Raw genomic sequence first — 13,725 nt, forward strand, 5'->3', positions numbered from 1 at the left:
AGAAAAAAGCAATTTACTTTTAATTAAACTTATAAGTAAAAGTTGCTCTAATATTTCTTTGATCTGATTGTAACTCGTTATAAGAATTTGAGTTTTCTAAATTGGTATCTGAATATCTTATATAATTATTAAAGATATCGGTTACACCTACAGAAACTGAAGCTTTGTTTTTTAAGATACTTCGGCTAAATACAAAATCTAATCTATTTAAAGCTTTCGTTTTTGTTTGCGAATTGTTATTGGCACCTATGTGGTAAAAGTTTGTTTGAAAATCTACCTTGTATAGTACAGGTAATTTGGCACTAAGGTTAGCGTACCATCTTATCTGATCTGCTGTAAAATCCACATTAACTAAGTCGTTACTGGAATTGCTATAATTGTAATTACCAGATAAACTTTGGTTGTAAACCATTGCGTTTAAAGAAAAGCGCCATTTTTTAATAGGAACGTAAGTAGCAGTAGCATCTATACCATATCTATATTCTTCTGCTATATTCCTTTTTGTTTTTGCAATTACAGGTGAAGTTACAGTAGTACCATCTATAGTTATGGTTTCTGTATTTCCGTTTTCTATAACTACATTATGTATTACATCTTCTGTTTTTGAGTAAAATAGGGCAGATGTAAACGTGATTTTATTCCATTTGTTTAAGTAATTAAACTCAAAAGAGTTTGTAAACATTGGATCTAAATCTGGATTGCCATAAAATAAATTAGTTTTACTAACTCTATTAGGAAAAGGATTTAAGTTACCTGCTGTAGGTCTGTCTATTCTTCGACTAAAGTTTAAACTTATTTTTTCTTTAGTTGTAAATTCATAGCTTAGAAACATAGATGGAAACCAATTTACATAAGATTTTGTTTCCTTAGTATTTAGGTTTGTTAGCAGTACAGATACGTCTGTGTTTTCTACACGCATACCAGCAGAAATATTAAAGTTACCAAAGCCTTGTCCAAATTGTAAATAGGCAGCATTTACATTTTGACTGTAAATTAGGTTATTACTAAAGTTGGTGTTTTTTGTGAAAATTGAATTAACAATAGACCCTTCTAAATAATCTACCGTATAGTTGTCAAAAATACCTCTGTAGCCTAGTTCTATTTTAGAATTGTAGTTATTACCAAATGGTAAAGTATAGTCTAGTTGTAAAAGCTGACTAATTTGATGATCATCTGTAATTGCCTTGTCAAATAACTTGTCATTGCTATTAGGTAAAATAGCTTCGTTAATTGCTCTGTCTTCTAGTTCTAAACTTCTAGAGTATTGGTAATCTATGCTTAAATCATGGCCTTTTTTATTAAACTTTCTTTTGTAAGTAGTAGAGTAACGTACGCTTTCTTCATCACTATCTTCAAGTGTGTTTCTAACTCTATTTACTAAGCTAGCATCTATAGAATTAAAATTATCTATAGTTATGTCTGTATTGTTTAGCCCAGAAGATTTTGTGTAAGAAACAGAGTTTGTGATACTCGTAGTTTCATTTAAAAATAGTTCTAGACCTACGCTTGTGTTTAAGCTTTTGCTTTGTCTGTCTAATGATCTGTACTCATTTTCATAACCGGTACTATTTTTAGTATCATCTAAAAACTCATTTTTAAATAAGGAATATCCAGGTCTATCTTTATTTATATAGGATATATTAGAAAATATATTAAAATATTTTTTCTTTAAACTTATGCTGCCTCCTAACTTAAAGTATTTAGGATCTTTTACGGTTGTTGTAACAGAACCACTTACTCCAGATTTTTTAGTTTTTCTTAGTATGATATTTAAGATTCCTGCCGTTCCAGAAGAGCCGTATTTAGAAGAGGGGTTTGTTATAACTTCTACCTTTTGTATGCTGCTAACAGGCATTTGTTTAAGAGCTTCTGGACTTATGCCAGATAGTGTAGAGGGTTTACCGTCAATTAGTATTTTTACATTATTATTGCCTCTAAGGCTAATTGTCCCTTGTGCATCTACAGTTACAGATGGTATGTTATTTAGGACATCGGATGCAGAACCACCATTAACTGTTAAATCTTTACCTACATTATATATTTTTTTGTCTAAACGAAGTTCTACTGTTGTTTTATCTGCAATAAGTTCTACTTCATTTAATTTTTCTACGTCCGCATCTAATTTAATTTCTCCTAAGTTTTTAGAAGAACTCAAATCTAGATTATTTAGGTTAACTACTTTATAGCTTAGATACTCTACTTTTAAGTGGTATGTACCACTTGGAATTTCTATTACAAACTTTCCGTTTTTATTTGTAACACCCCCAGAAATAAAATTAGGGTTGTTAGGGTCTTGTAATATTAATGTAGCGTATTCTAATGGCTTATCGGTGTTACTATCTTTAATAGTACCTGTAATTTTAATATTTTGTAAGTTTTTACTTGGTTTAGCCTCTTGTGAGTAACCTAAAATAGATAAAAGTAGAAAAGCTAATAATAGTGTGTTTTTCATTATAGCATAGTCTTGTAAGTGGTTAGTTTATAGACCAAATTAGCTTTTATCTTTGTAAGCATAGTGTAGTAGGTGAGTAGTTTAAGTTTAGTCAGTGGGTTTAGTTAGTAAAAACAAATTAAATTTATTCTATGTATCGTTAATTTTTAAGATAATTTTAATACGTCTTCTACTACAAATATAAAATAATTCTAAAATAATTCTAATTTTTTTTAGTTTAAGATTTGTACTATTCATCTTAAGAAGTATCTTTGTAGTCGTTAAAATAAATTATATATGTTCGAATTTGACCAGTACTTAGGTTTTTTAGCTTTTTTAACTATCCTTACAATAGGATTTTGGTTAATGATATTTTTATTAACTTTTGTTATACCTTATTGGTTGGGCGGATCACTTATAGAATTTCTTAAAGAAAAACGAGAAGCTAGAAAAGCAAAACGATTAGAATAAAAAAAATATAAAGAGACTCAATTGAGTCTCTTTTTTTTGTGCTTATTTTAGTTATGTAGTGTATTTATATTATTAAATTATTTTACAGCTATTATGGTTGTGATTTTTTTAAATAAAAAAAGAGGCCCAGGAGGCCTCTTTTTTAGTTGTATATAAGTTGTGTTATTGTTTAACCTTGCATATCCATATCATCTCCACTTTCTCTCATTTCTCCTTTACTACGTTGATTTTTCTGTTGGTTAAATCTGTATGTAAAAGTTAAAGAAGCACTTCTTTGTCTCCATTGAAATTCGCTGTTAGAGATAATATTTTCTGTTGTACTTTCAGACATCCTTTTTCTTGTATTAAAAATATCATTAACACTTAAAGATAAAGTAGCTTTGTCATTAAGTAAGTCTTTACTTAATGCTAAATCTGAACCAAACATTCCTTTTCTAGTAGTCTGAGCATTCTCTGAAGGACCTCTATACGTTAAGTTTGTTTGAAAATCGATTTTTGCAGGTAATGGAATTTTTGCGCTAAATTTAGAAAACCAACTAAAGTTATCTGCATCAAAATTTTGAGTAATTACTTCGTTCAAGAAGTTAGTATAAGAGTGTTCTCCTTCTACGGTTTGTTGAAACAAGTTTAGGTTTAAACTAAATCTCCAATTTCTCATTGGTGTGTAGGTAGATGTAATGTCTAACCCATATCTACTTTCTGTAGCTAAGTTAATAGGTGTTCTTGCCTGTACTGGTATTTCAACAGAACTTCCTGGATTGGCAGGATCGCTTATGCTTACAAACTCTCCTGTTTCTTGTGTTATAAATTGAAAAACACCAGTAGAGTGGTTGTAGTAACCAGAGATATTAAATAATATTTTATCCCATCTTTTTAAGTAGCCTAAATCATAAGCATCTGTGAATGTTGGGTCCAAGTCTGGATTACCAAAAAATAAGTTAGTATTACTAGATCTAGAAGGGAAAGGATTTATAAATCTAGATCCAGGTCTTCTTAATCTTTTACTGTAACTTACTGTAAATTGTTCCATTTCTGATAACTCATATCCTAAGAAAACAGAAGGGAACCAGTTTGTGTATTTTTTATTGTTGATATCATTAGTTTCTGCTAATTCTATATCAATGTCTGTGTCTTCTACTCTTAAACCACCAAGTAAGCTAAATTTATCAATCTTAGTACCTAATTGTACATAGGCTGCATTTACAGTTTCATTAAAAAATAAAGTGTTACTAAAATTGGGGTCACTGTTAAAGATGCCGCCTATTTCTTGACCAAAGTCATAATCTGTAGTGTAGTTGTTAAAGTTACCTCTATAGCCAGCTTCAAACTGAGAAGCAAAATCTTTACCAAATGGTAATACATAGTCTAATTGTACTAATTGCTTAATTTGGTTGTTATCAGTAATTGTACGTTCTAAAGGGCTATTGGTTGTGCTACCGCTAACTACCTCTTCTATACTAGCGTTCTCTAATTCGTCTGATCTAGAATATTGGTAATCTATAGTTAATTTATTACCATCTTCGTTAAACCTTTTTTCGTAGTTTAATGAGTATTGTACTGTTTCTTCGTCATCATCTTCATTCGTAGTTCTTTCTCTTTCTATGGTAGGGTTCATATTACCATCAAAATTAAAGAAGTTAACTTCTGCAAGGTCTAAACCATTAGAATTTCTATATAAAACAGAGTTTGTAATACTGCTTGTTTCATCAATAAAATACTCAAAACCTATGTTGGCATTGTAGCTTTTACTGCTTCTTGTGTATTCTCTATATTCGTTTTCAAAACTAGAAGGGTTACCGTCTTCATCTAAGTATTGATTTTCAAAGAAAGCATTACCAGGACCAGTTCTGTCTCTGTAGCTTAAGTTTGTGTAAAGGTTAAATTTATCTCTTCTAAGATTTATGTTTGCAGAACCGGCATATTGCTCAGGATCCCCTACTGTAGCAGAAACAGAACCATTTAAACCAGCTGTTTTGCTTTGCTTTAAAATAATGTTTAAGATACCAGCAGTACCTTCAGCATCATATCTAGCAGATGGGTTTGTAACAACCTCTATTCTTTCTATAGCATCTGCAGGTAAAGATTTTAATGCAGCATTGTCTAAACCAGATAGAGCAGATGGTTTACCGTTAATTAAGATTTTAACACTTTCGTTTCCTCTTAAGCTAATTGCACCTTCTACATCTACATCTACAGATGGTACGTTATTTAATACATCTGTTACAGAGCCACCTTTAACGGTTAAGTCTTTACCAACATTGTATATTTTTTTATCTAATCTAAGTTGAACTGTTGTTTTTTCTGCAGTAATAACAACAGCGTCTAACTGCTCAACATCTAAGGCTAATTTAATAATGCCTAAATCTTTAGAGTTAGATAAGTCTTGATTGTTTAATGTGTAAGTTCTATAAGATAAAAATTCAACTTTTACATTATATATGCCTGCGTCTGCAGTAACATTAAATTTCCCTTGTTCATCTGTTATTCCACCAGTAACTATAGATGGGTCTTTAACACTTTGTAATATAAGTGTTGCGTATTCTAAAGGATCTCCTGTTTCATCATCTACAACAGAGCCTGTAATCTTAACTTTTTTAGGATCTGCTTTTTGTGCATTAGGACCTTGGGCGTATGTAATTACAGTAGCAAATAATAATACTAAGGAAAATAAGTGTTTCATTCTTTCTTTTTAGTTTTTTTCTTTTTCTTTTTTTTGGCCTTTTTAAAACCTTCTTTTTCTAAAGCAACATACGCATCATACTTTTCTTTTGGCAATGCAGCTTTTAGTTCTTCAGATTGTTCTTTTTGTAATTTTTCAATGCTTTCCCTCATTTTATCACCTTCTAGTTTTAAAATTTGCAGCTCCATATACTTTTTAATATACTTGGTTAGAGTAGTACTTAGGACTGCTTGTTCAAAACTATTAAGTTCTATAACTTCAGTAATTTTTGGCATTTGTAATTCTACAATTTCTTCTGCTGTAAGTGGTTTTGGCTTTTCATTAGACTGTGTTTGTGGCATTTGGTTTCTAACACGACCTCTTCCAGATCCATTATTATAACCGTTACCGTAGCCATATTGCGCTTCTACAGTAGAAACAGATAATACAAATGTTAATGTTGCATAAAAAAATATTTTTTTAGTTTTCATAACTTTCTGAATTAGTAAGAGTTTAAAAATTAAAGAAGGTTTAATCTAGTTTGGTTAAAGATTTGTTAAAAGAAAATAGCAATAAAAATGCCAAAAGCTAAAACACTTCTAAATTATAGAATTTATTAGCTCGGTAGGCCTTCCAATTACAGCTTTTTCACCATTAACAATTATTGGTCTTTCTATAAGTTTAGGGTTGGCTAGCATTGCATCTAAAATTTCTTCGTTAGATAAATCTTTGCCTTTGTAGCTCTCTTTCCAAATAGCTTCGTTTTTACGAACAAGACCTATTGGCTCTATGTTTAATAAGCTTATAATTTCTTCTAATTCTTTTTTGCTAGGTATATCTTCTAAATATTTTACTATTTTAAACTCTTTACCAGAGTCTTTTAATAAAGCTACACCTGCTCTAGATTTGCTACATCTGTTGTTATGGTATATTGTTATCATCTTTTTTAGTTTTACTATTTTAATCTTCTTGTTTTTGGCCCATCATCATTAAATAAGCTTTTAAAAACTGATCTATATTACCGTCCATAACAGCATCTACATTACCAGTTTCTTCTGCAGTACGCACGTCTTTTACCAATTTGTATGGGTGCATAACATAATTTCTTATTTGCGAACCCCATTCAATTTTCATCTTACCTGCTTCAATTTCGCTACGTGCTTCTTGCTTTTTACGCAATTCAATTTCGTATAATTGAGATTTAAGCATTTTCATGGCGGTAGCTCTATTGTCGTGTTGCGAACGAGAGTCTGAGCAAGAAATTTGTATGCCAGAAGGTTTATGACTTAATTGTACTTTAGTCTCTACCTTGTTTACATTTTGGCCACCAGCACCACTAGAACGAGCTGTTGTAATCTCTATGTCTGCGGGGTTAATTTCTATTTCTATGCTATCATCTGCTAAAGGGTACACATATACAGAAGCAAAAGAAGTGTGTCTTTTTGCATTACTATCAAACGGAGAAATACGTACCAAACGGTGTACACCATTTTCACCTTTTAACCATCCAAAGGCAAAATCACCTTCTATTTCTAAAGTAACTGTTTTTATACCAGCTACATCACCTGCTTGGTAGTTTAGCTCCTTTATTTTGTATCCTTGTTTTTCTGCCCACATAAGATACATGCGCATAAGCATAGCTGCCCAGTCGCAACTTTCTGTTCCGCCAGCACCTGCAGTTATTTGTAAAATAGCCGTAAGTTCATCGCCTTCATCAGAAAGCATATTCTTAAACTCTAAGCTTTCAATATGTGTTTTAGCTTTGTTGTAGTGTAGTTCTACTTCTTCAGCAGTAACATCGCCTTCTTTTAAAAACTCTAGTAAAACTTCAAGGTCTGCTATAAGTACTTTAGCATCATCAAAATCTTTTACCCATTTCTTTTTAGACTGTAACACTTTCATCTGAGCTTGCGCTACCTGTGCATTATCCCAAAAATTCGGAGCTAAAGTTTTTTCCTCTTCATTTTCTATTTCTATAAGCTTGGCATCTATGTCAAAGATACCTCCTTAACGCACCAAGGCGATCTAAAAGATCTTTGTACTGATCTGTTGTTATCATTCTTAAAATAATTTAAAAGCAAAAATAGTACTAAACTATGGTTGTACAATCTATTTTGTATAAATTTAGAAAATCAAAAAAAATAACCAATGAGACGTATTTCTATTTTTCTATTACTAGTGTGTAATTGTATAGTGCTAACTGCACAATTTGCAGATAAGAGTAAAAATTTTAAGAAATATAATGGCTATTTTTCTTTTTATTATGATGTAAAAACAGATAAAATATATTTAGAAGTTAACGATCTAGAAAAAGAGTTTCTCTATGTAAACTCTTTAAGTAGTGGTGTTGGTAGTAATGATATTGGTTTAGATAGAGGGCAGTTAGGAGATAGCAGAGTTGTGTACTTTAAAAAAGCAGGGAATAAATTGTTATTAATACAGCCAAATTTAAAATACAGAGCTATAACAGATAATTTATTAGAAAAACAATCTGTTGAGCAAGCATTTTCAAAATCTATTTTAGGCGGATTTAAAATTGAAGAAGAGAAAAACGGAAAGTTTATTATAGATATTACGAGTCTTTTTATGCAAGATACGCACGGTGTTATTTCTAAATTAAAGAATACAGGGCAAGGTTCTTATAGTTTAGATGCAACAAAAAGTGCTTTTAATTTAGAACGAACAAAAGCTTTTCCTAAAAATATAGAGTTTGATGTTTATCTTACTTTTAAAGGAGAAGCAAAAGGAAGATATATAAGTTCTGTAACACCAACATCTGGTTTGGTTACAGTAGCCCAACACCACTCTTTTGTAGAATTACCAGATGCGGGCTACAAAAAAAGAACTTACGATCCCCGTAGCGGATCTTTTATGTTTTCTTATTATGATTATGCTACCCCAGTGCAAAAAGACATAAAAAAACGATTTATAGCAAGACACCGATTAGAAAAGAAAGACCCAAATGTTGCTGTAAGTGAAGCTGTAGTGCCTATAGTTTATTATTTAGATAACGGTACGCCAGAACCTATACGTTCTGCTTTATTAGACGGTGCAAAATGGTGGAATCAGGCATTTGAATCTATTGGGTATAAAGATGCCTTTCAGGTAAAAATACTACCTTCAGATGCAGACCCAATGGATGTTAGATATAATGTAATACAATGGGTGCACAGAGCAACAAGAGGTTGGAGTTATGGAGCTAGTGTTACAGATCCAAGAACAGGAGAAATAATTAAAGGTCATGTTAGTTTAGGAAGTTTACGTATACGTCAAGATTTTTTAATAGCGCAGGCATTAACAGACAAACCTTTTGCAAAGAGTAATGATAATTATAAAAAAATGCTCGATTTGGCATTGGCACGTATACGTCAGCTTTCTGCTCACGAAATAGGGCATACTTTAGGGTTTGCTCATAATTTTGCAGCTAGTACCAATAATAAAGCATCGGTTATGGATTATCCTCATCCTCAGTTTTCTTTAAAAGGAAATAAAATAGATTTTACAAATGCGTATGCAACAGGAATAGGAGCTTGGGATAAATATACAGTTGCCTATTCGTATTCGGATTTTAAAGAAGGTGTAGATGAAGCAAAAGCATTAAAAGAAATTATTAAAAAATCGCATAAAGAAGAGTATCGATTTATATCTGATAGTGATGCAAGAGCAAGTGGAGGTGCACACGCGTATGCGCACTTATGGGATAATGGAAGTAACGCAGCTGAAGAGTTGAATGATGTTTTAAAAATTAGAGAAGTCGCTATAAACAACTTTTCTATTGATAATATTAAAGAAGGAGAACCAAATTCTGTTTTAGAAGATGTTTTTGCCCCATTGTACTTTTTTCATAGATACCAAACAGAAGCTGTATCTAAAGTAGTTGGTGGTTTAGATTATAATTATACAGTAAAAGGAGACGAACAATTTACGGTTAAAACTGTCTCTAAAAAAGAACAGCAAGAAGCTTTACGTACATTGCTTAAGACTGTAAATGCAAATTATATTGCAATTCCTAAAGATAAATTAAATCTGTTTCCTCCAAGAGCAATGGGTTACAATAGAACAAGAGAGTCTTTTAACGGAAAAACGGGAGTATCTTTTGATCCGCTTTCTGCGGCAGAAACGGCAGCAGATATTACACTTTCTTTTTTATTGCATCCACAAAGAGCATCTAGATTAGTACAGCAGAAGAGTTTAGATAAGAATCAGCTTGGGTTACCAGAAGTTTTAGATGCTTTGTTAAACGAAACTTTAAAAGCAAATAATAAGGACACTTATATAAATCAAGTGCAACAAAACATAAACTTTAGAACTTTATTTTATGTAATGAATCTAGCAGTGAGTAAAAATGTACATCCGCAAGTGAATGCAATTGCAAATTTTAAGTTAAGAGAAATAAAAAAAGAATTTGCTTTAAAAGATAATGCGTATGCATTAGAAGTTGTAACAAGAATAAGTCATTTTCAAGAACATCCAGAGCTATTTATTACAGTTAAGTCTCCTAAAATCCCTGACGGATCACCAATAGGAATGGAATGTTTGTCAAACTAAAAAAATAAATAATTATAATGAAAATTAACCTTATAAGCGATACAGTAACAAAGCCAACACCAGAGATGTTAAATGCAATGTTTACATCAGAAGTTGGTGACGATGTATTTAAGCATGACCCAACTGTAAATGAATTAGAAGCTAAAGTAGCTGCTATGTTTGGTATGGAAGCTGCTTTGTTTTTTCCTAGCGGAACAATGGCAAACCAGACTGCAATAAAATTACATACGCAACCAGGAGAACAATTAATATGCGACAAATATGCTCATATTTTTAATTATGAAGGTGGAGGTGTAAGTTTTAATAGCGGTGTTAGTTGTAGGTTGGTAGATGGTGATAGAGGTATGATGACAGCAGAACAGGTTGAAGAAGCTATTAATCCGCCAGATTTTTACCATAGTCCACTTACTACTTTAGTGTGTATAGAGAACACAGCAAACAAAGGTGGTGGTGCTTGTTGGGATTTTAAAGAGTTAGAGAAAATAAAAGCAGTTTGTGAAAAACACGGGTTAAAGTATCATTTAGATGGTGCTCGTTTATGGAACGCACTGGTAGCTAAAGGTGAATCTCCAAAGCAATATGGTGCTTTGTTTAATACAATAAGTGTTTGTTTAAGTAAGGGTTTAGGTTGCCCAGTAGGTTCTGTTTTGGTTGGTTCTAAAAAAGATATAGATAGAGCAATACGTGTACGTAAGATGTTTGGTGGTGGTATGCGTCAAGCTGGTTATTTGTCAGGAGCTGCAATTTATGCTTTAGATAACCATATAGAACGTTTACATGAAGATCACAGAAAAGCTAAAGAAATAGGAGTGGTGTTAGATGGTCTTAGCTTTGTAAAAAGCGTAGAGCCTATAGAAACTAATATTATAATTTTTGCTATTGATGAAAAGCTAATAACACAAGAACAATTTTTAGCTAAATTAAAAGAGAATAATGTGGAAATAATAGGTATGGGACAGGGTAAACTAAGAATAGTTACTCATTTAGATTATACAGATAATATGCATAACAGGTTTATATCTATTCTAAAAAGTTTATAAATTATATAAAGAACTAATATTATTTTTTAGGTTTTTTATACCATTTTCCATTCCTGCTTCAGAAGAGTAAAATTGGCTTTTTCCAATAACTTTGCCTTCTAAATTTTTTAAATTAAATAAGAATTTACCGTTATAATCAGTCTTGCGTTCAAAAATGTTAAGACTGTTTATAGCTGGTACTATATTCTTAATTGTAGTATTTAATTCTTCTTTGCTAGAAAAACTATCTCCCTGTAGTAAAACAATATTATTTTCAGTTTTTAAACGGAAAGTGAAAGTATTGTCTTTATTCTTTGTTATATGTATCATTATTTCTCTTTTGTCTTAAAGATAAGATAATTTTATATCTAAAGTTAAAATAATTTTAAGATTTTATTAAGATAGTGTATTTGTTCAAAAATTAACCATTGTTAATCTTAATGCATCAATAAAATAAGGGTTTTTAAAATTTTTGTTCTCTTTTTTGTGTTTTATCGCTCATAAAATTTTATATTTGCAGTCTAACATTAACATATTTTAACATTAATTAAACACATTAACCAAAAATGAAAAAATTATTATTCTTATTTGCAGTTATGACTGCATCAGTTACTATGGCTCAAGATTTGCCAACAAATCCAGAACCAGGTAAATGTTACGTACGTTGTACAACTCCGGATGTATACGTAAACGAATCTATAACAATTACAACTAAGCCAGCTTATTCTGTTTTAAAAACAGTACCTGCTACTTTTAAGACAGTAACAGAGCGTGTATTAGTAAAAGATGAAAGTAAAACACTTAGAGTTGTACCTGCTAAATGGGGAACTGAAACAATTTCTTACGTAGCTAAAGAAGGTGGTAACACATTAAGTATTACTCCTGCTAGTTTTAACCCTAGTTCAGAAACTATTGAAGTTAAACCAGCTTATGCTGTATGGGAATTAGGTGCTTCTGCTCCTGATTGTGCTTCTGGTAATCCTGACGATTGTAGATACTGGTGTTACAAAGGTTACCCAGCTGAATTTACAACTATTCAGACTCAAGTTTTAGGTGCAGATGCTTCTGTATCAAAAACTCCAATTGGATCTAGAGATGCTTCTTACAAGAAAACTGTATTGGTTTCTGGTCCTTCTGTTGTAGAAACAATTATTCCTGCAGAATATAAGGAAATTACTAAAACTGTTTTAGATAAAGATGCTTATACTACTAATGTATCTGTACCTGCTGTTACTAAAACAATAACAAAAGAAGTATTAAAGCAAAAAGGTGGTCTTACTACTTGGAGCGAAGTTGAATGTTCTTTAGTGCAATACCAAGCTTTACCAATTAACTGGAACTTAGGTAGCTCTACATTAACTGCAGAAGCTAAAAGAATTATTGATTCTAGATTAATGCCAATTTTAAGTCAAAATCCAGGTGTTAAATTAGAGATTGCTTCTCATACAGATGCAAGAGGTAACAATGCTTCTAACCAGAGTTTATCTGAAAAAAGAGCTAAGTCTGTTGCAGATTACTTAATTACTAAGGGTGTTAACTCTAGTTTACTAGTAGCAAACGGTTACGGTGAAAACAAATTAAAGAACAGATGTAAGGATGGTGTTTCTTGTACAGAAAGAGAGCACGCTGCTAACAGAAGAACTGAGTTTAGATTAATTAACAACTAATAGTAAACCTATTATAGTTAATCACTAACCAAATATAAAAGGGCCTTCAATTAATTTTGAAGGCCCTTTTTGCTTTTTAATAGATTAAGATTTTTAATCTGTATATTTTTTTAGAAACTTAATGTGGTGTTGTGTATCTCCATTCATACTATACCCGTGTAAAGCGCCTTTTTCTCTTCCTTTACTATCTAAAATTTTTAGGTTAGGAAAAACACCCTTTTTGTTATACTTAGCCATTAAATCCATATTATGTTTTAATTGCTCAGGAGTAAGTAAATCATTGTTTCTAGGAATGTCTATATAAAGTAATTCGTAGTTTTTTGCAATCTCTTTAAATTCGCTTGTTTCAAATAAATCTTTTTTAAGCATTTTACAAGGTCCACACCAATCGCTGCCAGTAAAATAAACTAAAATGTTTTTATCTTGTTTTTTAGCTCTTTTTAAAACTGTCTCGTAATCTGTATTCCATTCTACATCTGCAATTACTTTAGTAGAAGGTGCTGTACCAAATAATATTGGAAAAATTAAGGCTATTAATAAGTGTTTCATCTTTGTCTTTTTTTATATTCTTGCAAAAAACTTGCCATTATTTATTTAAATAACGAATCCATTCCCGGAATATTGGGTAAACCGTCTTTTGCAGCAGCACCTAATTCTGTTTCATTAACCTGTGTAGCTCTTTCAATAGCCTTATTTAATGTTATAATTAGGTAGTCTTCTAATTGTTCTTTATCCTCTAAAAGGCTTTCATCAATCTCTATGCTTTTAATAGTCCTGTTTGCTGTAATGGTAACTTTTAGAGTGTTGTCACTAGATTTTTCATCAATTAAAACAGAGTTTAAGCGTTGTTTTGTTTCTTCAACTTTTTGTTGGGTTTCTTTAAGTTTTCCCATCATACCCATCATATCTCCAAACATAATTTTTAGTGTT

Annotated in this window: 12 protein-coding genes; 4 read left to right on the forward strand and 8 right to left on the reverse strand. The window is 31.4% G+C overall.

Annotation, left to right across the window (positions count from 1 at the left end):
• Window positions 1-19: 19 nt before the first annotated feature.
• Window positions 20-2,452, reverse strand: a complete 2,433-nt coding sequence (locus BT107_RS01330) for a TonB-dependent receptor (RefSeq protein ID WP_072301957.1) — start codon at window positions 2,450-2,452, stop codon at window positions 20-22.
• Window positions 2,453-2,728: 276 nt separating this feature from the next.
• On the opposite strand from BT107_RS01330, the gene BT107_RS17460 reads away from it, so the two are divergent.
• Window positions 2,729-2,902 (forward strand): hypothetical protein, encoded by a 174-nt coding sequence (locus tag BT107_RS17460; protein WP_170854684.1) that lies wholly within the window; start codon window positions 2,729-2,731, stop codon window positions 2,900-2,902.
• Between the two features lie 169 nt (window positions 2,903-3,071).
• Here BT107_RS17460 and BT107_RS01335 read toward each other — a convergent pair whose 3' ends face one another.
• The 4 genes from BT107_RS01335 to prfB all read right to left on the reverse strand — a co-directional run bounded on the left by BT107_RS01335 (window position 3,072) and on the right by prfB (window position 7,620).
• Window positions 3,072-5,582, reverse strand: coding sequence for a TonB-dependent receptor (locus BT107_RS01335; protein WP_072301958.1), 2,511 nt, complete (start codon window positions 5,580-5,582; stop codon window positions 3,072-3,074).
• Window positions 5,579-6,052, reverse strand: coding sequence for a hypothetical protein (locus BT107_RS01340; RefSeq protein WP_072301959.1), 474 nt, complete (start codon window positions 6,050-6,052; stop codon window positions 5,579-5,581). Before BT107_RS01340 ends, BT107_RS01335 begins: the two co-directional genes overlap by 4 nt.
• Window positions 6,053-6,160: 108 nt before the next feature.
• Window positions 6,161-6,502, reverse strand: coding sequence for an arsenate reductase (glutaredoxin) (gene arsC, locus BT107_RS01345; RefSeq protein WP_072301960.1), 342 nt, complete (start codon window positions 6,500-6,502; stop codon window positions 6,161-6,163).
• Between the two features lie 19 nt (window positions 6,503-6,521).
• Window positions 6,522-7,620 (reverse strand): peptide chain release factor 2 gene (prfB, locus tag BT107_RS01350; protein WP_139254257.1). Its coding sequence is split into 2 segments (ribosomal slippage): window positions 6,522-7,556 and window positions 7,558-7,620, totalling 1,098 coding nucleotides; the frame shifts between segments, so codons are not numbered across the junction.
• Between the two features lie 89 nt (window positions 7,621-7,709).
• Here prfB and BT107_RS01355 point away from each other — a divergent pair.
• Together BT107_RS01355 and BT107_RS01360 are read left to right on the forward strand one after the other, a co-directional pair.
• Window positions 7,710-10,109 carry a zinc-dependent metalloprotease gene (locus BT107_RS01355; protein ID WP_072301961.1) on the forward strand — a complete coding sequence of 800 codons (2,400 nt, stop codon included), beginning with the start codon at window positions 7,710-7,712 and terminating at the stop codon, window positions 10,107-10,109.
• A gap of 17 nt (window positions 10,110-10,126) precedes the next feature.
• A complete protein-coding gene (locus BT107_RS01360) occupies window positions 10,127-11,149 on the forward strand; it encodes a threonine aldolase family protein (RefSeq protein WP_072301962.1) in 1,023 nt (340 codons plus the stop codon).
• On the opposite strand, the gene BT107_RS01365 is transcribed toward BT107_RS01360, so the two are convergent.
• Entirely contained in the window at window positions 11,144-11,458 is a 315-nt protein-coding gene (locus BT107_RS01365) for a YegP family protein (protein WP_072301963.1), read from the reverse strand. The two genes, BT107_RS01360 and BT107_RS01365, sit on opposite strands and share 6 nt — an antisense overlap.
• A gap of 236 nt (window positions 11,459-11,694) precedes the next feature.
• Between BT107_RS01365 and BT107_RS01370 the strand changes: the two genes are divergently transcribed.
• Window positions 11,695-12,795 (forward strand): OmpA family protein, encoded by a 1,101-nt coding sequence (locus tag BT107_RS01370; RefSeq protein WP_072301964.1) that lies wholly within the window; start codon window positions 11,695-11,697, stop codon window positions 12,793-12,795.
• A 93-nt stretch (window positions 12,796-12,888) separates the two neighbouring features.
• Here the strand turns inward: BT107_RS01370 and BT107_RS01375 are convergent, their stop codons facing one another.
• Both BT107_RS01375 and BT107_RS01380 read right to left on the reverse strand, forming a co-directional pair.
• Window positions 12,889-13,344 carry a thioredoxin family protein gene (locus tag BT107_RS01375; protein WP_072301965.1) on the reverse strand — a complete coding sequence of 152 codons (456 nt, stop codon included), beginning with the start codon at window positions 13,342-13,344 and terminating at the stop codon, window positions 12,889-12,891.
• A gap of 41 nt (window positions 13,345-13,385) precedes the next feature.
• A complete protein-coding gene (locus BT107_RS01380; protein WP_072301966.1) occupies window positions 13,386-13,712 on the reverse strand; it encodes a YbaB/EbfC family nucleoid-associated protein in 327 nt (108 codons plus the stop codon).
• Window positions 13,713-13,725 lie beyond the last annotated feature (13 nt).

The sequence above is a fragment of the Cellulophaga fucicola genome, assembly GCF_900119145.1.
Taxonomy (GTDB): domain Bacteria; phylum Bacteroidota; class Bacteroidia; order Flavobacteriales; family Flavobacteriaceae; genus Cellulophaga; species Cellulophaga fucicola.

Bases quoted from the DNA above. Each gene is read 5' to 3' on its own strand.
- BT107_RS01330 (WP_072301957.1), bottom strand. From the start codon at position 2,452: ATGAAAAACACACTATTATTAGCTTTTCTACTTTTATCTATTTTAGGT.
- BT107_RS17460 (WP_170854684.1), top strand. From the start codon at position 2,729: ATGTTCGAATTTGACCAGTACTTAGGTTTTTTAGCTTTTTTAACTATC.
- BT107_RS01335 (WP_072301958.1), bottom strand. From the start codon at position 5,582: ATGAAACACTTATTTTCCTTAGTATTATTATTTGCTACTGTAATTACA.
- BT107_RS01340 (WP_072301959.1), bottom strand. From the start codon at position 6,052: ATGAAAACTAAAAAAATATTTTTTTATGCAACATTAACATTTGTATTA.
- arsC (WP_072301960.1), bottom strand. From the start codon at position 6,502: ATGATAACAATATACCATAACAACAGATGTAGCAAATCTAGAGCAGGT.
- BT107_RS01355 (WP_072301961.1), top strand. From the start codon at position 7,710: ATGAGACGTATTTCTATTTTTCTATTACTAGTGTGTAATTGTATAGTG.
- BT107_RS01360 (WP_072301962.1), top strand. From the start codon at position 10,127: ATGAAAATTAACCTTATAAGCGATACAGTAACAAAGCCAACACCAGAG.
- BT107_RS01365 (WP_072301963.1), bottom strand. From the start codon at position 11,458: ATGATACATATAACAAAGAATAAAGACAATACTTTCACTTTCCGTTTA.
- BT107_RS01370 (WP_072301964.1), top strand. From the start codon at position 11,695: ATGAAAAAATTATTATTCTTATTTGCAGTTATGACTGCATCAGTTACT.
- BT107_RS01375 (WP_072301965.1), bottom strand. From the start codon at position 13,344: ATGAAACACTTATTAATAGCCTTAATTTTTCCAATATTATTTGGTACA.
- BT107_RS01380 (WP_072301966.1), bottom strand. From the start codon at position 13,712: ATGTTTGGAGATATGATGGGTATGATGGGAAAACTTAAAGAAACCCAA.